Source organism: Cryobacterium sp. TMT2-18-2 (genome assembly GCF_004402245.1).
Lineage (GTDB): Bacteria > Actinomycetota > Actinomycetes > Actinomycetales > Microbacteriaceae > Cryobacterium > Cryobacterium sandaracinum.
The window spans coordinates 64,553-86,507 of the sequence record NZ_SOFU01000018.1 but is presented as its reverse complement, the minus strand read 5'-3'; the positions used below and the strand labels follow the sequence as shown (position 1 = coordinate 86,507).

Below are 21,955 nucleotides of genomic sequence, written 5' to 3'. Positions count from 1 at the left end.
ACGGCGGCTGCACCATCCCCGGCTGCACCATCCCGGCGGCGTGGTGCGAAGTACACCACGTGATTCCCTGGCACCGCGGCGGAAAAACCACGATCGACAACGGGGTCCTCCTCTGCTGGTACCACCACCACACTATTGATACTTCCGGCTGGCAAATCCGCATGGTGCGCGGCAAACCTGAAGTCAGGGCACCGTACTGCTACGACCCCACCCGCACCTGGCGGCCAGGGGGAGGGAACCGGGTGAGGGCTCGACAAGCTCAACCAACGTCGGCGTGAGTTTTCGGGATCGGGTCACCAAATGGCTCAGACGCGGACGTGGGTTTGAGCCTCTGGAATCACGTCACCGATGCGTTCCGGGACAGAAAAACCCCCGCACCCCGTGAGAAAAACCGGGATGCGGGGGAACGAGAAGCGCGGAGACGGTGGGATTTGAACCCACGGTACCCCGTGAAGGGTACTCCACCTTAGCAGGGTGGTGCACTAAGCCGTACTATGCGACGTCTCCTTGATGCCTGCAATGCAAACACACGTCAATGATCATAACCGTACAGACGGCATCCGCACGAACCGAGCATGCACGAACCGAGAGCTGCGGGCGCCGCCCGGAGGCTACTGGTCCTCGAGCGACCGGCCTGCAGAGCAGGTGACGTCTCCGGCGGTCTGGCCCTGGACTGAATCGGAAAGCACTGCGGCCGGGGGCGTCGCGGCCGGATCCGGGACCGGTGCGGCCGGATCGGTCGTGTCATTGGGATCCGGGATCGCAGCCGGGTCCTCCGCAGCCGGGTCTCCGGCCAGTTGGAGCGATTCGTCATCTTCGACGGCGGTGAACAGGTCGTCGAAGTCCGGCTGGATCGGTTCCACGCCGCCGTCAACATTGCCGGTCGGGGCCTGCACGAAGACCACCTTGCTGAGGTCGATGTCCTTCAGGGCCACGGCAATCGACGCCAGGGTGGCGACGTCGTTGAGACTCGTGGACAGGTTCATGTTGGCCGTCACGGCCTTGGCCAGCGAGTACACCTTGACGGGGTCGGAGAGTGTGGACGCACTCTTCACGGTTCGCACGAGGGAGGACAGGAACACCTGCTGGTTGCTGATCCGCGTCAGGTCGCTACCGTCGCCGACGCCGTGGCGGGTGCGCAGGAACTGCAGGGCTTCCAGACCCTCGAGCGTGTGCATTCCGGCCGGAAGGAAGGTGTTCGTGTACTCGTCTTCGATGTCTTCGGCGACACAGACCGGCACGCCACCGACGGCCGTCGACATGGCCATGACGCCGTCGAACTGTACCTCTGCCGCATAGGGGATGCTCAGGCCGGTGAGCTTCTCGACCGTGAGCACGGTGCACGCCAGACCACCGTAGGTGAGGGTGGTGTTGATCTTCTGGCGGCTCATTGCGTCAAAGGTGCCGCCGGCAGGGTCCGGGCACTCGGGGATGGGAACATACATGTCCCGGGGGAAGCTGATCACGGAGGCGTTGGTGTGGTCTTCGGAGATGTGCAGCAGCATGGTTACATCATTGAGGTCGCCGGTGGAATCCTCCGGCCCGAACGAGGCATCCTGACCCTTTCGGCTATCACTGCCGACCACCAGCAGGTTCACGCCGCCCGGGATCGCATCGATCTTGGGGGCAGGACCCTCGGTCTCGTTGGCCAGAGGCACGCTCTCCTGCACGCTCGACGCAACATCGTAGGTCGCGATCGCGGCGACGGATGCGCCACTCACGAGCAGCACGGCCAGTGACGCGGCGAGCACCTTGGCCACGGTCACGAACGGGTTGGAGCGGCGCAACCGGCCATGGCGGGCGATGGTACTGAGCCTCTTCGATCGTGTCGAGCGGGGGCGTAATTCGTCGCTCACTCCGGTCCCTTCGTTAGTGCAGGCCGTGCAGAATCGAGGTGCGGAGGGCGTGGGATTCGAACCCACGAGACATCTCTGCCCACCAGTTTTCAAGACTGGCTCCATCGGCCGCTCGGACAGCCCTCCCGGTTCGCTGCCCGCGGCGCTGGTGGAACACGCGGTCGCGGACTAGCGAATACCGACCGATTCTAGCCGCTTGCAGACTCACCACAGTGCCAGAGGATGCTGGCAGCGGGCTGGGCGCCGCCTAGAGGCTGCTCAGAACGAGCGCGAGCCCATCTTCGTGAACGGCGCCGGTGATCTCGCCGGCCGCCGCGAGCACCTCGTGCGGAGCCTGCCCCATGGCCACTCCCCGACCCTGGACCGACGCCCACTGCAGCATCTCGATGTCGTTGCGCCCGTCGCCGACGGCCATCACACGGCTCCGCGGAATCCCGAACTCGGCGCGCACCCGCTCCATGGCGGTGGCCTTGTTCACGCCGTCGGGAGCGATATCGAGCCAGGCAGTCCAGCCGATCGCGTAGCTCACCCGGTTCAGCCCCATCCGGTCGACGATCTGAAGAAAATCCTCCATGTCGTGGTCAGGCGAGATGACGACCACCCGGGTGGCGTCCTGGCGCAGCAGATCGTCGAACTCGACGTGCTCGCTGTCCAGCCCGATCGTGGCATCCGGGAACGGCTCCGTGTAGCGGTAGAAGCCGCGCTCGTCTTCGACGGCGTACCTGGCACCGACCAGGTGCGAGCGGATCTGCAGCAACACATCGGTCGGATCGAAGGTCTCGACCCATTCGCGCCGGTAGCCGGTGGGGGAAGCCGGGTCGCGGTGCAGGGTGATCGCACCGTTCGAGCAGACCACGAAGCGCGGGGTGATGTCCAGGCGCTCGAGCACGGGGAGCGTGGTGGCGGACGAACGCCCGGTGGCGAGCATGACCTCATGACCGGCCGCGGCGAGCCGTCGCACCTGGTCGAGGACGCCGCCGCTGATCGTGCCGTCCTCGTGCATGGTGGTGCCGTCGATGTCGAGGGCCACCAGCCAGGGGGCATCCGTCCGCGTCGTCATGCGCCCACCGGCCGAATGACGTCGAGGCCGCCCAGCCAGGGGCGCAGCGCCTCGGGGATGAGTACCGAGCCATCCGCCTGTTGGTGCGTTTCGAGCAGGGCCACAATCCAGCGGGTCGTCGCCAGGGTGCCGTTGAGGGTTGCGACCGGCGCGGTCTTGCCCGACTCGGTGCGGTAACGGATATCGAGCCGGCGCGCCTGGTAGGTCGTGCAGTTGCTCGTGCTGGTCAGTTCGCGGTAGGCGTTCTGGGTGGGGACCCAGGCCTCGATGTCGAACTTGCGGGCGGCGCTGGAGCCGAGGTCGCCGGCGGCCACGTCGATGACGCGGTAGCTGAGGCCGAGCGCCTGGAGCATGTCCTCCTGCAGGGCGACGAGGCGGTCGTGCTCGGCCTCGGCATTCTCCGGCAGCACGTAGGTGAACATCTCCAGCTTGTTGAACTGGTGCACCCGGATGATGCCGCGGGTGTCCTTGCCGCCCGAACCGGCCTCGCGCCGGTAGCAGGTGGACCAGCCGGCGTAGCGGAGCGGTCCGCCGGACAGGTCCAGGATCTCGTCCGAGTGGTAGCCGGCGAGCGCGACCTCGCTGGTGCCGGTGAGGTAGAGGTCGTCGGCGGGGAGGAAGTAGACCTCCTCGGCGTGCTCGCCGAGGAACCCGGTGCCGTCCATGATCTCGGGCCGCACCAGGGTGGGCGTGATCAGGGGGATGAAGCCGGCCGCCAGCGCCCGGTCGAGCGCCATGTTCATCAGCGCGATCTCGAGGCGGGCACCGATGCCGCGCAGGAAGTAGAACCGGGCGCCGGACACCTTTGCCCCTCGGGCCATGTCGATGGCGCCGAGCAGTTCGCCCAGCTCGAGGTGGTCGCGCGGCTCGAAGTCGAAGGCGGGCACGGCGCCGTGGGTGCGGAGGGTGACGAAGTTCTCTTCACCGCCGGCCGGTACGCCGTCGATCACGGGGTTCGCGAGGGTGCGCACGACCGCGGTGAACAGCGCCTCGGCCTCGCCCGAGGCGGCCGCGGCGGACTTGACGTCGGCAGCGAGGCTCTGCGCCTGGGCGACGAGGGCCTTCTTCTCCGCGGGAGGCGCGGAGGCCACCTGCTTGCCGAACTGGTTCTGGGCGGCACGCAGCGCCTCGAATGCCCGGATAGTGGCGCGACGCTCCGCGTCGGCGGCGAGCGCATCGTCGACCGCCTCGACCGACGCACCGCGCGCTTTCTGCGAACGCTTGATGAGGTCAGGATTCTCTCGCAGCAGCACAGGATCAATCACCGACTCAGTCTACAAGCGCATGGTCCAGCACCTTGCTAGCCTTACCGCGTGGATACTCCCGATCAACCGAGCGTTGTTCGGCGGGCAGCAATCGTCTACAACCCCACCAAAGTCGACCTGGACCGCCTGCGGGCGAGCGTGGCCCGCGCGGAGACCGCGTCGGGCTGGGCCGGCTCGCTCTGGCTCCCGACCGCCGCGGACGACGCCGGCAGGCAGTCCGCCCGGCTCGCCCTGGCGCAGAGTGCGTCCCTGGTGCTCGTGGCGGGCGGCGACGGCACGATTCGCGCGATCGCCGACGTGCTCCGTGGCTCCGGTGTGCCCCTGGCCATCGTGCCCGTCGGCACCGGCAATCTGCTCGCCCGCAACCTGGGCCTGCCACTGTCGAACCTTGACGAGGCCACCATGGTTGCCTTCACGGGCGGAAACAGGCCGATCGACGTGGGTGTGGCATCCGTGCGCGCCGACGACGGCGCCCTGGCCGACCACGTCTTCCTCGTGATGGCGGGCATCGGCATCGACGCCCAGATGGTCGTAAGCACGCGGCCCGAACTGAAGCGGGCGGTGGGCTGGCTGGCCTACGTCGACGCCGTGGCGCGCGTGCTCCCCCGGGTCAAGCCGTTCCAGATCCGGTACAGCCTGAACGGGCGCCCGCACCGGCCGGCGCACGTGAGCACCATCCTGATCGGCAATTGCGGCCTGCTCCCGGGAAATATCCAGATTCTGCCGGATGCCCGCCTCGACGACGGCATCCTCGACATCGCCATGCTGCAGCCCAAGGGTGTGCTCGGCTGGCTCACAATCTGGCGCCGGGTGACGTGGGAGAACGGCGTTCTGCGCCGCTCGGCGGCCGGGCGTCGCATCATCGAGCGAACCGAATCGACTACTGCACGGGTGATGACGACGCTGCACGCCGCCGATATCCGGATCGTGTTGGTCGAGGCGCAGGAGTTCGAGGTGGACGGCGACGCGCTCGGCCCGGTGCGCTCGGTATCCCTGCGCACCGACCCTGCCGCCCTCGTCCTGCGGGTTCCCGTCGCGCCCTGAGGGCCGGGCCGGGCTGGGCTGGTGGGACCGTCAGGCCGCGGGCTCGCCGAGCAGGCCGCGCAACCAGGCGCGCGCACCGATGAAGATGTTGTCGTTGTAGCGCGAGGTGAACTCGATCGGCTGCTTGTCGGCCCGCGGGTACGAGCCGAGGAAGATCACCTGGGGGCTGAACCGGCGAAGGCCGAGCAGCGCGTCGGCCACGCGTTCGTCGTGGATGTGACCGTCGGCGTCGATCACGAACCGGTAGCGCCCCAGGGCGTCGCCGATGGGGCGCGACTGGATCAGGCTGAGGTTGACGCCCCGGGTGGCGAACTGCTCGAGCATCTCGAGCAGGGCGCCTGAGCGGTCTTCGGGCAGCTCCACGATCAGGCTGGTCTTGTCGGCGCCAGTGCGGGGCGGCACGGTGGTGTTTCGGCTGACGAGCACGAAGCGGGTGACCGCGTTGGCGTTGTCGCCGATACTACGGGCGAGCACGACCACATCGTGGTGCTTCTCGATGCCGGGCGGGGCGATGGCGGCATCCGCCTGCCCTGATTCGACCAGCGACGCGGCGGCGGCCACGTTGCTCGACGCCGGAAGGTGGCCGTGGTGCGGCAGATTGGATTCCAGCCAGCGACGGCACTGCGCATAGGCGACCGGATGCGCGTTGATGGTGTTCACATCGGCCAGCGCGGTGCCCGGGCGAGCCACCAGGACGAAGTTCACCGGAACCAGGTACTCGCCGATGATGCGCAGGTCGGGCACGCTCGCGAGGGCATCCTGCGTGGCGGACACGCCGCCGTCGACGGAGTTCTCGATCGCGATCATTGCGGCCACACTGCGGCCGGACACGACGTCGTCGAACGCCTCGCCGACGTTGTTCACGGCCCGCCACGGCTTGCCCTGGGCTTCGACGACCTGGGTGAGGGCTGCCTCGGTGAAGGTGCCCGTCGGCCCGAGGAAGCTGTAGCTGACATTGCGCGACTCGGACATGCAGATCAGCCTAGTTGCAGTGCAAGACTGGACACCATGAACGAACGCGCGGGCACAGCGGCCCTGGAATCTGACCTTGTCGATGTCGAAGCGCTGGTGAAGGCGTACTACGACCTGAAACCGGATGTCACGGTGCCGGGCCAGCGAGTGGCCTTCGGCACCTCCGGTCACCGAGGGAGCTCCCTCAACACGGCCTTCAATGAAGACCACATCATCGCGACCACTCAGGCGATCGTTGAATTCCGCGCCATGCAGGGCATCACCGGGCCGCTGTTCATCGGCACCGACCCACACGCCCTGAGCGCGCCAGCCTATACGACCGCCCTCGAAGTGCTCGTCGCGAACGGCGTGCGCGTGCTGGTCGACGAGTTCGACGACTATGTGCCCACCCCTGCCCTCTCGCACGCGATCCTGGCCTACAACCGGGCCGGGAACAGCGACGAGGCGGATGGGATCGTGGTCACCCCGAGCCACAACCCGCCCTCCGACGGCGGCTTCAAATACAACCCGCCGCACGGCGGACCGGCCGACAGCGACGCCACCTCGTGGATCGCCACCCGGGCCAACGAACTCATCGCCGCCGGGCTCAATGATGTCAAAATGAGCGAGCCCAGCGCGGTCGAGACCTACGACTTCCGCGGTGGGTACGTGAACGACCTTGAGAACATCATCGACATGGCCGCCATCAAGGCCAGCGGTATTCGTATCGGAGCCGACCCGCTCGGCGGCGCGAGCGTGGGCTACTGGGGTGCGATTCGCGACCGCTACGAGCTCAACCTGACCGTGATCAACCCCCACGTCGACCCCACCTGGCGCTTCATGACCCTGGACTGGGACGGTAAGATCCGGATGGATCCGTCGAGCCCGTCCGTGATGGCATCCGTCGCCGCCCACAAGGACGAATTCGACATCGTCACCGGCAACGACGCCGACGCCGACCGGCACGGCATCGTCACCCCCGACGGCGGGCTGATGAACCCGAACCACTTTCTGGCCGTGGCCATCGACTACCTGTACAGCCACCGCGAAGGCTGGCGGGCGGATGCCGCGATCGGCAAAACGCTCGTCTCCTCCACCATGATCGACCGCGTCGCGGGTTTCCTCGGCCGCGACCTCTGGGAGGTGCCGGTCGGTTTCAAGTGGTTCGTTCCGGGCCTGATCGACGGTTCGGTTGCTTTCGGCGGCGAGGAGAGCGCCGGCGCCAGCTTCGTGCGCTTCGACGGAACCGTCTGGACCACCGATAAGGACGGCATCCTGTTGGCCCTGCTCGCCTCGGAGATTCTCGCCGTGACCGGCAAGACGCCCAGCCAGCGCTACGCCGAGCTGGCCAAGCACTTCGGCGACCCGGCCTACGCCCGGGTGGACGCGGCCGCGACGCCCGCCCAGAAGGCGCAGCTGTCCAAGCTCGACGGAGCCGCCATCACGGCCACCGAACTCGCCGGCGAAAAGATCATCGCCAAGATGAGTCACGCTCCCGGCAACGGTGCGGCAATCGGCGGCGTCAAGGTCGTCACCGAGAACGCCTGGTTCGCGGCCCGGCCGAGTGGCACCGAGGACGTTTACAAGATCTACGCCGAGTCCTTCACGGGCCCGGAACACCTGAAGCAGGTGCAGATCGAGGCCAAGGCCATCGTCGACGGCGCCATCGCCTGACGCGTCTGCCCTGGACGGGCTCGCCCACCGCGGCGGTCGAGCCCGTCGGGACCGGAGACCAGCAGTAGGGAGTGCTTCGATACCTAGGGAATGCTCCAGTAGTACGCCGTGGCGCCCGGGTGCTTCTCGGTGATCGCGTAATCGACCGACCGGAAGTCGGTGTCGTCGGTGTGGCCGGCATAGTAGATCTGGATGTCGTCGCCCGACCCCTCGATCCGGGTGACGACCCCGGTGTGGTCGCGGTCCCCGGAGTTGTCCCAGTCGAACTGGGCGACGTCGCCGAGCTTGACCTGATCGCGCTGGTCATCCGTCAGGGCGGTGGCGCGGCCGGACTGCGCGACGTAGTCCCGGAACGCGGTTGAGCTGATCCACGGTGACGAGGTGTCGAAGTCGGAGCCGGTTCCCTCTGCGTACCACTGGTCGTCCATGGTCCAGCCCCGCTCGATCAGGGATTGGCTGGTGAAATTGACGCAGTCGTTGTCGGTGATGACGCCGTAATCATCCGTGTTGTAGTCGGTCCAGTGGGCGAGCGTGTAGCTGACCTGCGCCTGAACCTGGGCGTCGATGGGGACCGGCGCTGCGGCCTCCGCGGGGGCGGCCCGGTCTGCGGCCGTCGCGTCAGACTCGGCCGCATCGGCCTTCGGCGCCGTTTGCGTGGAGTCAGCAGCCGGGGTCGGAGTTGCAGAGACGACGGGTTCGTCCCCAGTTACCTCGGCCACGGCGGCCGTTCCGGCCACGAGGCCACCCAGAACGAGCACGGCAGCGACGATGCGGAAGCGTCGAGTCAGAACCACAGATTTCTCTCTTCGTTCGGGGTGCCACCGGGGGGTGTGGCAGACACGCCCCGTTCGGGGGACGGTTTCTAGATAATCACACTTATCCGGGAAATGCCCGGGTGGACGACAGACCGGTCCTGCGCGGATCAGGAAACGGGATCGGGGAACGGAATCAGTGGTAGCCGGGAGCCGCCGGGAGCCCGAAGAACTCCTCGAGGGTGGCGGTGCCGGTGGCGTGCATCTCCATGGCCAGTTCCGTTCCGATGTAGCGGAAGTGCCAGGGCTCGTAGCCGTAGCCGGTGATGGCCACCTTGTCAGCCGGGTAGCGCAGCAGGAACCCGAAACGCCAGGCATTCACGGCAAGCCACTGCCCCTGTGGGGTGTCGCCGAAGCAGGCATCCAGCGAACAGATTCCGGGCAGTGCGCTGATGTCGATGGCCAGACCGGTCTGGTGCTCGCTGGTTCCCGGCCGGGCCGTGCTGGTGTCGGCGAACGCCTGTCCGTTCGCGGCGACATCCGCGTCGTAGACCATCACCTGGGCCGCGAAGTTCCGATAGGCGCTGTGGGACTGCAGCTTCAGCCCGGTCTCCGCCTCGAACGCGGAGAACAGGGCCACGGTTGCGTCCGACGCCTCCCGGCGAAGTTGCGGGCTCCAGACGTGAGCCACCGGGACGTCGACGAGGTCGGTCGGAGCGTAGTCGGTAGGGTTCAGCGGGCGGGTCTTGTCAACGACGACCCAGAGGCTCGCCGGGTCGTCGCGTGAGCGGGCGGAACGGTCGAAGGTAGGCATCACGACCGGCTCCGGGGAACCTGTCGGGGCGGCACGAGGCGGGGTGGGGTTGGCGCTCGGTTCGGCACGGGGAATCAGCGTCGGAACGACGGCGGAACCGACGACGGGCGGCGCGGTTTCCCCGGTCAGGGCTCCGGCCGCCACCGCACCGGCGGCGAGTATAGAGATGACGATGGACAGCACGACGATACGCCTCCGCCGGAACGGATGCGCGACCCCCACTGCCCGATCTGCCCACACGGTGCTGAGCCTAGACCGGAGCGAGCTCCGCCAGCCTCTGACGGCCCGAAGGTGCTTGAAGATTGTTTGCCCATCGTGTAACTTTGCGCACAATGCAAACTTCTTCCACTCTCGCCGCCCCGCCGCTGATGTCCCACCGGCAGATTCTCTTCGTCATCTTCGGACTGATGGCCGGAATGTTCCTCTCCGCCCTCGACCAGACCATTGTCGGGACATCGATGCGCACCATCGCCGACGACCTCGACGGCATGGCGCTGCAGGCCTGGGTGACGACCGCCTACCTGATCGTGTCGTGCATCAGCACGCCGATCTACGGCAAACTCAGCGACATTTTCGGGCGCCGCCCGCTGTTCCTGATCGCGATCACGATCTTCCTCATCGGCTCGCTCCTGGCCGGACTGGCGAACTCGATGTACGAGCTCGCGATCTTCCGGGCCATCCAGGGGCTCGGCGCCGGCGGCCTGATGGCTCTCCCCCTGACGATCATGGGCGACATGCTGGCACCCCGGGAGCGGGCGAAATACCAGGGGTACTTTCTGGCCGTCTTCGGGGTCTCCAGCGTGATCGGCCCGCTCATCGGCGGCGTCCTGTCGGGCTCGGACACGATCCTCGAAATTACGGGCTGGCGGTGGGTCTTCCTGATCAACCTCCCGATCGGCATCATCGCCCTCGCAATCGTGCTGAAGTTTCTACACGTTCCCCACTTCGCCCGGCCCGTTCGCATCGACTGGTGGGGAGCGGTGGCTGTGATCCTCGCGGCCGCGCCGCTACTGCTCGTGGCCGAGCAGGGCCGCACCTGGGGCTGGGGCTCGATCCCCTCGATCGCCTGCTACGTGATCGGACTCCTCAGCATCGCGGCCTTCATCCTCGCCGAGCGGCTGATGGGCGACGACGCGCTCATCCCGCTGAAACTGTTCCTTTCGTCCACGTTCAGGATGGCGACCATCCTGGGCGTCTTCGTCGGCTTCGGTATGTTCGGCGCCATGATGACGGTGCCGCTCTACCTGCAGCTCGTGAACGGGGCCACCCCGACGGAGAGCGGCTTCCTGATGCTGCCGATGATCGCGGGCCTGATGATCTCCTCCATTGTGAGCGGCCAGCTGATCGCCCGTACCGGGCGCTACAAGATGTTCCCCACCATCGGCACTGCCTTCATGTCGGCAGGCTTCCTGCTCTTCACATTCGCCACCGCCGACAAGCCGGTCGGATTCATGATGGCCGGGATGCTCCTGATCGGCCTCGGCCTCGGCCAGCTGATGCAGACGCTCACCATCGCCAGCCAGAACTCGGTCGGCCCTCGGGATATCGGCGTAGCCACATCCGCCTCGACGTTTTTCCGTCAGATCGGTGGCACGCTCGGCACCGCCGTACTCTTTTCGGTGCTGTTCACCCGCATCCCTGACACGATCGGCGCGGCCTTCGACAACCCGACCATCATCTCCGGGGTCAGGGACGCTGCAACGGACCCGGCCGTGCAGGCCGACCCGGCGAACACCGGCATTCTGGCACTGTTGGCCAACCCGGGCAGTGTCGGCGGCGCCCTCGACGGCGACACCTCGTTCCTCAACACGGCCGACCCGCGGCTCGCGGAGCCGTTCCTCGTCGGCTTCAACGACGCATCCGTCACCGTCTTCTGGGTGAGCCTGGCCGTCGTGCTGGTCGCATTCGTGCTGAGCTTCTTCCTCACGGCGCCGCCGCTGCGCAACACCTCCGCCCTGCAGGAGGCCGCGGACGAGAACGCGGCCGAGCTGGCCGCGCGGGCCGAGCTGACCCGGGACGCGCAGCGAGCCGCCGACAGGATGGGCGCCCTGGTCGAGCCGGGGATCGACGTCGACGAGTTCGAGCGCGAGACCCGCACCCAGCCCCGCTAGCACCCGAACGAATTCGACGGAGATCTTGCTCCTACCGCCCCGTTTGGGCCTCAAATCGTCGCTTTGTGGCAAAATCTCCGTCGAATGCGCACAGGGCGCGCAGTCACGGACGGCCCGGTCCGGGCGTTGGGAATTGTGGGGGCCATCGGGGCGTTGTACCGATAATGCGCATTGTTATTGCAGGTGGACATGGAAAAATCGCCCGGCAACTCACGCGGGAGCTCACGAAGGACGGCCACGAGGTCGTCGGGCTGATCCGCACGGAGGATCAGAGGGCGGACCTCGTCGCTGTTGGAGCCGTTCCGGTGGTGATCGACCTCGAAAAGGCCTCATCGACCGACATGGCGCACCTCTTGGCTGGCGCCGACGTCGCGGTGTTCGCCGCGGGCGCCGGAGCTGGCGGCAGCGAGGAGCGCCGTCAGGCCGTCGACTTCGGCGGCTCCGTGCGGCTGGCCGATGCGGCCGAGGCCGCCGGCGTGGCGCGCTTCATCCAGATCTCGTCGACCGGCACCGAGAAGGTGCGGGACGGTCAGACCCCGACGGATGTCCCGGCGGACTTCCTGGGCTACCTGCAGGCCAAGCTGGCGGCCGAAGAAGACCTCATCACCCGCCCCCTGGCCTGGACGATCGTTCGCCCCGGCGGCCTGCTCGACGAGGCAGGAACCGGACTGGTGCGCCTGAACCCCGCCGGCCCCGGCCTCTCGGAAGAACGTGCGACTGTGCCCCGCGCGGACGTCGCGGCCGTCCTTGCCGCGCTGATCGAGACCGGCGCCGCCGAGCGCCGGGTGCTGCACCTGGTCTCCGGGGACGAACCCGTCGCTGTCGCCGTAGCCGCGTTCGCCTGAGGCTTCGGCCGCCAGGCCGGCCTCCTCCAATCGACCCCCTTCACCTTCAGCCGACCCAGCGCCGGCCCTCCGCACAACACCGCGGGGCCGGCGCTTGAACGCGTGGCAGATGTCTGGCAGTCTGTGAGAGCGCTCTCATCAGTGTGATGGTGGAGCACTCGCCGACCGGAACATCTGCCGGAGTGAATCCAATGGAGGATCGCATGCCCCTCGAGACCATCATTCAGCCCATCGACCGGGGCGAGATCCCGTTCGACCCCGCGGAGGGCACCGTCCGGGGCGGACCGGTCGACCTGGACGGACGCCGGTTCTACCGGATCCAGGCCTACGACCAGATGCCGCCGTTCTTCATGACCCTCGTCAGCGCGAGCGACGTCTGGCTCTTCATCTCGAGCACGGGCGGCCTGACGGCAGGACGGGTCGACGCCGATCGGGCCTTGTTCCCGTACTACACCGACGACAAGATCACCGAGAGCGGCGGCCGAACCGGCGGGTTCAGCGTGCTGCTCGTTCGACGCCCCGACGGGACCAGGATTCACTGGCAGCCGTTCGCGGAGGTGCGTCCCGGCGATCAGGCCGTGCAGCGCACGCTGTACAAGGACGCCCTCGGCACGACCCTGGTCTTCGAGGAGACCCGCCCGGATCTCGGCCTGCGCCTCCGCGTGACCTGGCAGACGAGTGCCCGCTTCGGCGTCGTGCGCAGCTGCGCCCTGACCTCGCTCACCGACCAGCAGCTCACCGACCAGCAGCTCACCGGCGAGCAGCTCGGCGAAACGCTCGACGTCGACCTCCTCGACGGCCTGGTCAACATCCTTCCCGCCGGCGCCCACAAGAAGACGCAGAACGAGCTGAGCGTGCTGCTCGACGCCTACAAGCGGGCCGAACTCGACTCTTCGACGGGCCTCGGGCTGCTGACGCTGAACGCGACGCTCTCCGATCTCGCCGAACCCAGCGAGTCGCTGCAGGCCAACGTGGTCTGGCAGGTCGGGCTGGGCAACGCCGAGCACCTGCTCTCGATCAGCCAGGTGGCCGCCTTCGCCCGGGGCCGGGGCATCACCGCCGAGACGGATGTCCGCGGCCGGCGCGGCGCCTACCTCGTGCACGCGCGGATCACGCTGCCCCCCGGAAGCACGCAGCGCTGGCAGATCGTCGCCGACGTCAACCAGGACGCGGCCGATGTCGTCGCCCTGCGCGAGAAGCTGCGCGATCCCGCCGGGCTCGCCGAGGAGCTCGCGGCCGACATCGCCGGCACCCGGTCCGACCTGGAGACGATCCTCGCGGCCACCGACGCCGCCCAGCACAGCGGCGACGAGCTCGCGACCATCCACCACACCGCCAACGTGCTTTTCAACACGATGCGCGGCGGCGTTCCGGCCGAGGGCTACACGGTGGAGTCGAGCGACGTGCGGGCGTTCATTGTTCAGCGGAGTCAGCCGACCGCCCAGCGCTGCGCCGGCGTGCTGGCGGCGCTGCCCGAGCGGCTGCGCGCCGACGAACTCATCGCCATCGCCCAGGAGCACGGCGACGGAGACCTGTGGCGCCTCACCACGGAATACCTGCCGCTCACGTTCAGCCGCCGGCACGGCGATCCGAGCCGGCCGTGGAATCAGTTCCGGATCGTTCTGAAAGACGAGAGCGGCATCCGTCGCCTGGAATACCAGGGCAACTGGCGGGACATCTTCCAGAACTGGGAGGCGCTGGCCTGGTCATTCCCCGAATACGTCGAGTCGATGGTCACGATCTTCCTTGACGCCACGACCGCCGACGGCTACAACCCGTACCGGATCTCCCGCGAGGGCATCGACTGGGAGGTTCCCGAGCCCGAGGACCCGTGGGCCAACATCGGCTACTGGAGCGATCACCAGATCATCTACCTGCTCAAACTGCTCGAGACCTCCCGCCGCTTCCATCCGGGGCGCCTCGACGCCCTGATCAACCGGGCGGACTTCACCCACGCCGATGTGCCGTACCGGATCGCCGCCTATGCGGACATCCTCACGGACCCGTACAACACGATCACCTTCGACGACGAGCGGCAGCGCGCGATCAGCCGGCGGGTCGCCGCGGAGGGCTCGGACGGTCGGCTCGTGCACGGCGCCGACGGCGACCTCGTGCGGGTGACGCTGGCCGAGAAGGTGCTCCTGCTCCTGCTGGCCAAGCTCGTCAACCTGGTGCCGGACGGCGGCATCTGGATGACGACCCAGCGTCCGGAATGGAACGACGCCAACAACGCGCTCGTCGGCCGCGGCCTGTCGGTGGTCACCCTCGCCTACCTGCGCCGCTACCTCGTCTTCGTTCAGGACCTCCTGACGGTCGACGTCGAGCTCTCGAGCGAGCTCGCCGGACTGCTCACCGCGGTGCGCGACGTGCTCTGCGAGCATGCGGATGCCCTCGCCGACGGGTTCGATTCCACTCGCCGCCGGACCGTGATGGACGGTCTGGGCGAGGCAGGGACCGCCTATCGTGAGCGGGTCTACGCCGGGTTCGGCGGAGCTCGCATGACGGTCGCCGCGGGAGACGTGGCCGAACTGCTCGATCTGGCTCGGCGCTTCGTCGAGTCCGGCCTGCACGCCAACCGGCGGGACGACGGGCTCGTGCACTCGTACAACGTGCTGGAGCTCGGGCCCGATGGGGCCGACGTGCGGCGGCTCGCGGAGATGCTGGAGGGCCAGGTCGCCATCCTCTCCTCCGGCCTGCTCGGCCCGGAGGAATCGCTGGTCCTGCTCGGCGCCCTGCGCACGAGCCGGCTGTACCGCGCCGACCAGCACAGCTACATCCTCTATCCCGACAAGGACCTTTCGTCCTTCCTCGCACGCAACACCTTCAGCGCCGAGCGGGCCGCCGACTGCCCCCTCACCCTGCGCCTCACCGCGGCCGGCGACCGCAGCATCGTCGTGCGGGACGTCCAGGGCGACCTGCACTTCGCCGCCCACATCCGAAACGCCCGGGGCGTGTCGGAGGAGCTCGACCGGCTCAGCGCCGACCCGGCCCTGCAGGGCGCCGTGGAACAGGACCGGGCCAAACTGCTCACCATCTTCGAGGAAGTCTTCCGGCATGCGGAATTCACCGGGCGCTCCGGCTCGTTCTTCGCCTACGAGGGCCTCGGCAGCATCTACTGGCACATGGTCGCGAAGCTGCTGCTCGCGGTGCAGGAGACACTCGACCGGGCCGTCGCAGAGCAGGCGGATGAGGCCGCGATCCAGGGTCTGATCGCGGCGTACGAGGATGTGCGTGCCGGCATCGGCTACCGCAAGGATCCGCTCACCTACGGCGCATTCCCCACCGATCCCTACTCGCACACGCCCGCCGGCCAGGGCGCCCGGCAGCCGGGGATGACCGGGCAGGTCAAGGAGGAGGTGCTCACCCGCCTGGGCGAGCTCGGCCTGCGGGTCGAAGACGGTCGCATCCGTTTGCGGCCCACCCTGCTGCGGGCCGGCGAGTGGACCACGGCTCCCGGCACGTTCGCCTACCGGGATGTCTTCGGTGAACAGCACAGCGTCGCGCTGCCCGCGGACACGCTCGCGTTCACGTTCTGCCAGGTCCCGGTGGTGTTCCACCGCGGCGGCCCGCTCGAGGTGGTTGCGCACCTCGCCGGCGGCAGCCAGGTGCCCGGCCCGGGCGGCGCGCTCGACCCCGAAGTGAGCGCGAGCGTCTTCCGCCGCGACGGCCGGGTGCGCTCCCTCACGGTGACGGTGCCCGACTGAGAGCGCTCTCTTGACAAACCAGCGATGCGCACACTAGCGTAAGCATCACAACGTGAGAGCGCTCTCACAGCACTGCTGAGAGCGGCCTCGCATCCACCCATCAGCACGCACACAAGGGAGTGACCGTGAAGCGTTTCCCGCGCACCACACTTGCAGTAACAGTCGCCGGAGCAGCATCCTTTGCACTGGTTCTATCCGGTTGCTCGGCGGACGCCGGCACCGCGCAGTCGACCGACGAGAACGTCAAACTGACCGTCGCGACGTTCAACGAATTCGGCTATGACGACCTGTTCGCCGAGTATGAGAAGGCCAACCCGAACGTCACCATCACGCACAAGAAGGCCGCCACCTCCAACGAGGCCCGCGACAACCTCACGACCCGTCTCGCCGCAGGCAGCGGCCTGAGCGACGTCGAGGCCATCGAGGTCGACTGGCTGCCCGAGCTACTCCAGTACTCCGACCAGTTCATCGACCTCGCCTCTGACGACGTCGACTCGCGGTGGCTCGACTGGAAGACCGAGGCCGCGACGGATGCCGACGGCCGCCTGATCGCCTACGGCACCGACATCGGGCCGGAAGCCGTCTGCTACCGGTCCGACCTGTTCGCCGCCGCCGGCCTGCCGACCGACCGCGCCAAGGTCGCCGCACTCCTCGGCACCAGCTGGGAGAGCTACTACGCAGCCGGCGACACGTTCGCTGCTGCCGGCACGAACGTGCCGTGGTTCGACTCGGCCGGAGCCACCTGGCAGGGGGTCGTCAACCAGATCCCCAACGCCTATGAAGAAGAAGACGGCACCATCATCGCCACCGAGAACCCGGAGGTGAAGGAGGCCTACACGAGCGTGCTCGAGGCCAGCAGCACGCTGTCCGCGCACCTCGGACAGTGGAGCGACGACTGGACCGCCAGCTTCCAGAACGACGGCTTCGCCACGATGCTCTGCCCGGGCTGGATGCTCGGCGTGATCTCCGGCAACGCTGAAGGCGTCGCCGGCTGGGACATCGCCGACACGTTCCCCGGCGGCGGCGGCAACTGGGGCGGTTCGTACCTGACCGTTCCCGAGCAGTCCAAGAACCAGGTCGAGGCCCAGAAGCTCGCCTCCTGGCTGACCGCCCCGGAGCAGCAGCTCAAGGCGTTCGCGTCCAAGGGCACCTTCCCGAGCCAGGTCGAAGCCCTCGAGAGCGACGAGCTCCTCGGCGCCACGAACGAGTTTTTCAACAACGCGCCGACCGGTGAGATCCTCGCCAACCGCGCCGCGGCCGTCGACGTCACCCCGTTCAAGGGTGAGTTCTACTTCGCGATCAACGACGCCATGCAGCAGGCGCTCACCCGCGTCGAAGACGGCACGATGACGCCCGGCGAGTCGTGGGCTCAGTGGGTCACCGACGTCGAGTCGCTCGGCTAACCAGCACCACCCCGCCGGTCGAGACCACCTGGTCTCGACCGGCCCCCGGTCTCGACAGGCTCGACCACCGGACAAGCTCAACCACCGAAGGACTGTTCATGACTACCGCCGCCGCCGTCGAGGTGAATGCCCGCAGCATCCGCCGCATCGCCCTCAGTCACAAACTGAGCCGCTGGGATGTGCGCTTCTCGCCCTACCTCTACATCTCCCCCTTCTTCCTCGTCTTCGCCGTCATGGGTCTCTTCCCGCTGCTGTACACGGCGTGGGTGTCGGTGCACGACTGGAACCTGATCGGCGGCCAGGGCGACTTCGTCGGCCTGGAGAACTTCGTCACGGTTCTGACCCAGGGGTACTTTTGGAATTCCTTGCGCAACACGTTCAGCATCTTCCTGCTCTCGAGCATCCCCCAGATCATCGTCGCGCTCGGCATCGCCGCCGTGCTCGACTTCAACCTGCGCGGCAAGACCTTCTGGCGCATGGGCGTGCTCCTCCCCTACGTCGTGGCCCCGGTCGCTGTCGCGCTGATCTTCAACGACCTCTTCGGTGACAAGTTCGGCCTCATCAACAGCGCGATCATGAGCATGGGCCTCGAGCCCGTTCGCTGGCACGTCGACGTGATCCCCAGCCACCTCGCCATCGCCACAATGGTGAACTTCCGCTGGACCGGCTACAACGCCCTCATCTTCCTGGCCGCCATGCAGGCCGTGCCGCGCGACTACTACGAGGCCGCCATCATCGACGGCGCCAACCGCTGGCGCACCTTCCGGTCGATCACCCTGCCGCTGCTGCGACCGATTGTCATCTTCGTCATCCTGACCTCGACGATCGGCGGCCTGCAGATCTTCGATGAGGCGCGCATGTTCGACAACGTCGGCCAGGGCGGGGCCAGTCGCCAGTGGCAGACGCTCACCCTGTACATCTATGAACTCGGCTGGAGCCAGCGCAACTTTGGCCGGGCCTCCGCCGTGGCCTGGCTGCTCTTCCTGATCATCATCCTCATCGCCGTGATCAACTTCCTCATCACCCGGCGCATCGCGGGCACCGCCGAACGCAAGCTGCGCGTCCGCGCGAAAGGCATCTCATGAGCAGGACCATCATCGGCGGCCACGACCGTCGACCCTCCCTCTGGGTCTACGGCATCCTGATCGCGGTTCTCCTGGGCTCGGCCTTCCCGATCTGGTGGTCGTTCCTGATCGGTAGCCAGGACGCCTCCGCGCTTAACCAGAACGGCATGATGTGGATCCCGGGCGGCAACTTCCTCGCCAACGCGGCCACCGTCATCGACAGCATCCCGTTCTGGACGGCCCTCGGCAACAGCATCATCGTGTCGTCCGTGGTGTCGCTCAGCGTCGTGATGTTCTCGACGCTCGCCGGCTATGCCTTCGCCAAGCTGAAGTTCCGCGGCCGGGAAGGCATGCTCATCTTCGTGATCGCGACCATGGCCGTGCCGACTCAGCTCGGCATCGTGCCGCTGTTCATCGTCATGTCGAGGCTCGGCTGGACCGGCAGCCTCTGGGCCGTCATCGCACCCGCCATGGTGACCGCATTCGGCGTGTTCTGGATGACCCAGTACCTGCGCGACGCGCTGCCCGACGAGCTGATCGAGGCGGTGCGCATGGACGGAGCGTCGATGATCCGCAGCTTCTGGCACATCGGCCTCCCGGCCGCCCGGCCGGCCGCCGCGATGCTCGCCCTGTTCACGTTCATCGGCACCTGGACCAACTTCTTCTGGCCGTTCATCGTGCTCGGCCCGGGCAACCCAACCCTCCCCGTGGCGCTGCAACAGCTGCAGGCAGCCTTCTACGTCGACTACTCGCTGGTGCTCGCCGGCGTCGTACTCTCGATCATCCCGCTGATCCTGGTGTTCATCTTCCTGGGCAAGCAGCTGGTGGCCGGCATCATGCAGGGTGCGGTCAAGGGATGACCTCGTTCGGAACACGCGAAACAATCACCGAGAATATGGGTATGACCTCACACGCACGTTCCTTCCCGCCCGAGTTCCTCTTCGGGGCGGCGACGGCCGCCTACCAGATCGAGGGCGCCGCCCATGAGGACGGCCGCACGGATTCCATCTGGGACACGTTCAGCCGCGTGCCGGGTGCTGTCCTCAACGCCGACAACGGTGACGTCGCCTGCGACCACTACCACCGCTACCGGGACGACGTCGCCCTGATGAAGGACTTGGGGCTGCAGACCTACCGCTTCTCCACGTCCTGGGCCCGGGTGCGTCCCGACGGCGGGCCGGTCAACCCGAAGGGCGTGGACTTCTACTCCCGCCTGGTCGACGAGCTCCTCGGCGCCGGCATCAAGCCGTGGCTGACCCTCTACCACTGGGACCTGCCGCAGGCCCTCGAGGAGAAGGGCGGCTGGACCAACCGCGACACCGCCGCACGCTTCCGGGACTACGCCCTCTCCATGCACGACGCCCTCGGCGACCGCGTGGGCGTGTGGACCACTCTCAACGAGCCGTGGTGCTCCTCCTTCCTCAGCTACACCGGTGGCGCCCACGCGCCCGGGCGGCAGAGCCCCCGGGACGGCCTGGCCGCCGCACACCACCTGCTCCTGGGGCACGGCCTCGCCATCGAGGCGCTCCGTGAACGCGACCCGAAGCTCGAGCTCGGAATCACGCTCAACCTCACCGTCGCCAAGCCGGTCGATCCCACGCATGCCGGCGACGTGGACGCCGCGCGCCGCATCGACGGGCAGTTCAACCGGGTCTTCCTCGATCCGATCTTCCGCGGCTCCTACCCGGAGGATGTGCTCCATGACGTCGCCGAATTCGGGCTGACCGATTTCATCCACGAGGGAGACCTGGCCCAGATCAACCAGCCGATCGACAGCCTCGGCGTGAACTATTACCACGGCGACCTGGTCAGCGATCGCCCGCCCGAGCATCCGCTGCTCGCCCAGGCTCCGACCGACCGCCCCACCCGGTCGCCGTACCCCGCGGCCGACGGCGTCTACGACCACCCGCAGGGGCTGCCGCTGACCGCCATGGAGTGGGAGGTGCAGCCCGACGGGCTGCGCGAACTGCTCGTTCGCGTGAACACCGACTACGCCGCCCCGACCGGAACGAGCCTCTACGTCACCGAGAACGGCGCGGCGTTCGACGACGTCGTCGCCGCGGACGGCAGTGTTCCGGATGCCCGGCGCACCGAATTCCTAACCGACCACCTGGGCGCCATCCTCGATGCGATCGATGAGGGCGTCTGCGTCTTGGGCTACTTCTACTGGTCGCTGATGGACAACTACGAGTGGGCCTGGGGCTACGAGAAGCGCTTCGGCATCGTGCGGGTCGACTACGAGACCCAGGAGCGCACCGTCAAGGACAGCGGCCGAGCTTACGCCGAGATCATCCTCAACCGCGCCCTCTCCTGATCCGCATCGGCGACGGACACGGGCAACTTAGAATGACGTCATGACAACCAGTGTGCGCCAGGCCCGCCCCTCGCAGCCCACCCTGGAAATGGTGGCCGAGGTGGCCGGGGTCTCCCGGGCCACCGTGAGCCGGGTCGTGAACGGGTCCACGAAGGTCAGCCCCGAGATCGTCTCCTCGGTGACGAAGGCCATCAACCAGCTCAACTATGTTCCGAACCGGGCTGCCCGCTCGCTCGCGAGCCGGCAGACCGAGGCCGTGGCCCTGGTCGTGCCCGAGGACATGACCCGGTTCTTCGGTGACCCCTACTTCGCCGCGGTCGTGCAGGGCATCACCCGCCGACTCGACCAGAGTGACTACACGCTCAACCTGCTCGTCGCCTCGAGCGACCCTCGGCACAAGACCCTGCGCTACCTGCGCTCGGGCAACGTCGACGGCGCGCTGATCATCTCGCACCACACCGGTGACGATTTCGTGGCAGAACTCGAGACCACGATGCCGGTGGTCTTCGGCGGCCGGCCGCCGAACGCGGACAACCTCGACGCCTTCTTCGTCGACGTCGACAACGCAGCGGGAGCCGAGACGGGCACCCAGCGCTTGATCGACATCGGTCGCCGCCGCATCGGTACGATCGCCGGAGCGGTGGACATGCCGGCCGGCATCGACCGCCTCACCGGGTTCGAGCGCACGCTGGAGCGGGCCGGGCTGCCCACGGATGCCGTCGAGCTCGCCGACTTCACGGCCGCCGGCGCAGCGGCGGCCACCCGCCGGCTGCTGGAGCGTTGCCCCGACATCGACGGCCTCTTCGTGGCGAGCGACCTGATGGCCACCGGGGCGGTGGATGTGCTGCGCGAGCTCGGCCGCTCTGTGCCCGGCGACGTGGCCATCGTCGGGTTCGACGACAGCCCGGCCGCGACGAGCGGCCCGGTGCCGCTGACCACGGTGAGCCAGCCCTCCGAGGAAATGGGCTACGCGATGGCGGACATTCTGCTGCGCCGGCTCGCCGCCGACGAGAGCATGCCGCACCGCACCCTCATGCCGACCCGTTTGGTGCTACGCGAGTCGGCGTGACACGCGCGGCTTCCCCGGTGCGGGTGCTG

At 67.7% G+C, this 21,955-nt stretch carries 17 protein-coding genes and 2 tRNA genes; 11 read left to right on the top strand and 8 right to left on the bottom strand.

The features are described 5' to 3' along the window. A partial coding sequence (locus E3O22_RS06040) for an HNH endonuclease signature motif containing protein (RefSeq protein ID WP_134397081.1) occupies positions 1-278 on the top strand: 278 nt, incomplete at its 5' end. A gap of 138 nt (positions 279-416) precedes the next feature. On the opposite strand, the gene E3O22_RS06035 is transcribed toward E3O22_RS06040, so the two are convergent. From E3O22_RS06035 to serS, 5 genes are all read right to left on the bottom strand, one after another. Beyond that, positions 417-507: transfer RNA gene (locus E3O22_RS06035), tRNA-Ser, on the bottom strand. A gap of 104 nt (positions 508-611) precedes the next feature. After that, positions 612-1,856, bottom strand: coding sequence for an LCP family protein (locus E3O22_RS06030; RefSeq protein WP_134394389.1), 1,245 nt, complete (start codon positions 1,854-1,856; stop codon positions 612-614). A 41-nt stretch (positions 1,857-1,897) separates the two neighbouring features. Then, positions 1,898-1,982, bottom strand: a tRNA-Ser gene (locus E3O22_RS06025). A gap of 121 nt (positions 1,983-2,103) precedes the next feature. Then, a complete protein-coding gene (locus E3O22_RS06020; protein WP_134394390.1) occupies positions 2,104-2,916 on the bottom strand; it encodes an HAD family hydrolase in 813 nt (270 codons plus the stop codon). After that, entirely contained in the window at positions 2,913-4,181 is a 1,269-nt protein-coding gene (gene serS, locus E3O22_RS06015) for a serine--tRNA ligase (protein ID WP_134394391.1), read from the bottom strand. The genes E3O22_RS06020 and serS overlap by 4 nt, the downstream gene beginning before the upstream one ends. A 48-nt stretch (positions 4,182-4,229) precedes the next feature. Between serS and E3O22_RS06010 the strand changes: the two genes are divergently transcribed. Next, the gene (locus E3O22_RS06010; RefSeq protein ID WP_134394392.1) at positions 4,230-5,225 is read left to right on the top strand and encodes a diacylglycerol kinase family protein; all 996 of its coding nucleotides are present in this window, start codon (positions 4,230-4,232) and stop codon (positions 5,223-5,225) included. A gap of 30 nt (positions 5,226-5,255) precedes the next feature. Here E3O22_RS06010 and pheA read toward each other — a convergent pair whose 3' ends face one another. Next, the gene (gene pheA, locus E3O22_RS06005) at positions 5,256-6,197 is read right to left on the bottom strand and encodes a prephenate dehydratase (RefSeq protein WP_134394393.1); all 942 of its coding nucleotides are present in this window, start codon (positions 6,195-6,197) and stop codon (positions 5,256-5,258) included. Positions 6,198-6,233: 36 nt separating this feature from the next. Here pheA and pgm point away from each other — a divergent pair, with 36 nt between their 5' ends. Next, positions 6,234-7,850, top strand: coding sequence for a phosphoglucomutase (alpha-D-glucose-1,6-bisphosphate-dependent) (gene pgm / locus E3O22_RS06000; protein WP_134394394.1), 1,617 nt, complete (start codon positions 6,234-6,236; stop codon positions 7,848-7,850). An 83-nt stretch (positions 7,851-7,933) separates the two neighbouring features. On the opposite strand, the gene E3O22_RS05995 is transcribed toward pgm, so the two are convergent. Both E3O22_RS05995 and E3O22_RS05990 read right to left on the bottom strand, forming a co-directional pair. Next, positions 7,934-8,644 (bottom strand): amidase domain-containing protein, encoded by a 711-nt coding sequence (locus E3O22_RS05995; RefSeq protein WP_166784577.1) that lies wholly within the window; start codon positions 8,642-8,644, stop codon positions 7,934-7,936. 154 nt (positions 8,645-8,798) lie between these two features. After that, positions 8,799-9,599 carry a D-alanyl-D-alanine carboxypeptidase family protein gene (locus tag E3O22_RS05990; protein ID WP_241976536.1) on the bottom strand — a complete coding sequence of 267 codons (801 nt, stop codon included), beginning with the start codon at positions 9,597-9,599 and terminating at the stop codon, positions 8,799-8,801. A gap of 149 nt (positions 9,600-9,748) precedes the next feature. On the opposite strand from E3O22_RS05990, the gene E3O22_RS05985 reads away from it, so the two are divergent. From E3O22_RS05985 to E3O22_RS05950, 8 genes are all read left to right on the top strand, one after another. Further along, entirely contained in the window at positions 9,749-11,527 is a 1,779-nt protein-coding gene (locus tag E3O22_RS05985; RefSeq protein ID WP_241976535.1) for an MDR family MFS transporter, read from the top strand. Positions 11,528-11,691: 164 nt separating this feature from the next. Next, positions 11,692-12,372 carry an NAD(P)H-binding protein gene (locus tag E3O22_RS05980; RefSeq protein ID WP_134394396.1) on the top strand — a complete coding sequence of 227 codons (681 nt, stop codon included), beginning with the start codon at positions 11,692-11,694 and terminating at the stop codon, positions 12,370-12,372. A 203-nt stretch (positions 12,373-12,575) separates the two neighbouring features. Then, positions 12,576-16,076, top strand: coding sequence for a hypothetical protein (locus tag E3O22_RS05975; RefSeq protein WP_134394397.1), 3,501 nt, complete (start codon positions 12,576-12,578; stop codon positions 16,074-16,076). A gap of 125 nt (positions 16,077-16,201) precedes the next feature. Further along, entirely contained in the window at positions 16,202-17,479 is a 1,278-nt protein-coding gene (locus E3O22_RS05970) for an ABC transporter substrate-binding protein (protein ID WP_134394398.1), read from the top strand. 98 nt (positions 17,480-17,577) lie between these two features. Further along, complete coding sequence (locus E3O22_RS05965; RefSeq protein ID WP_134394399.1) at positions 17,578-18,564, top strand: carbohydrate ABC transporter permease; 987 nt, start codon at positions 17,578-17,580, stop codon at positions 18,562-18,564. Beyond that, positions 18,561-19,403, top strand: a complete 843-nt coding sequence (locus E3O22_RS05960) for a carbohydrate ABC transporter permease (protein ID WP_134394400.1) — start codon at positions 18,561-18,563, stop codon at positions 19,401-19,403. Before E3O22_RS05965 ends, E3O22_RS05960 begins: the two co-directional genes overlap by 4 nt. A 41-nt stretch (positions 19,404-19,444) precedes the next feature. Next, entirely contained in the window at positions 19,445-20,857 is a 1,413-nt protein-coding gene (locus tag E3O22_RS05955) for a GH1 family beta-glucosidase (RefSeq protein WP_134394401.1), read from the top strand. A 40-nt stretch (positions 20,858-20,897) separates the two neighbouring features. Then, positions 20,898-21,926, top strand: a complete 1,029-nt coding sequence (locus E3O22_RS05950; RefSeq protein WP_134394402.1) for a LacI family DNA-binding transcriptional regulator — start codon at positions 20,898-20,900, stop codon at positions 21,924-21,926. Positions 21,927-21,955: the final 29 nt, after the last annotated feature.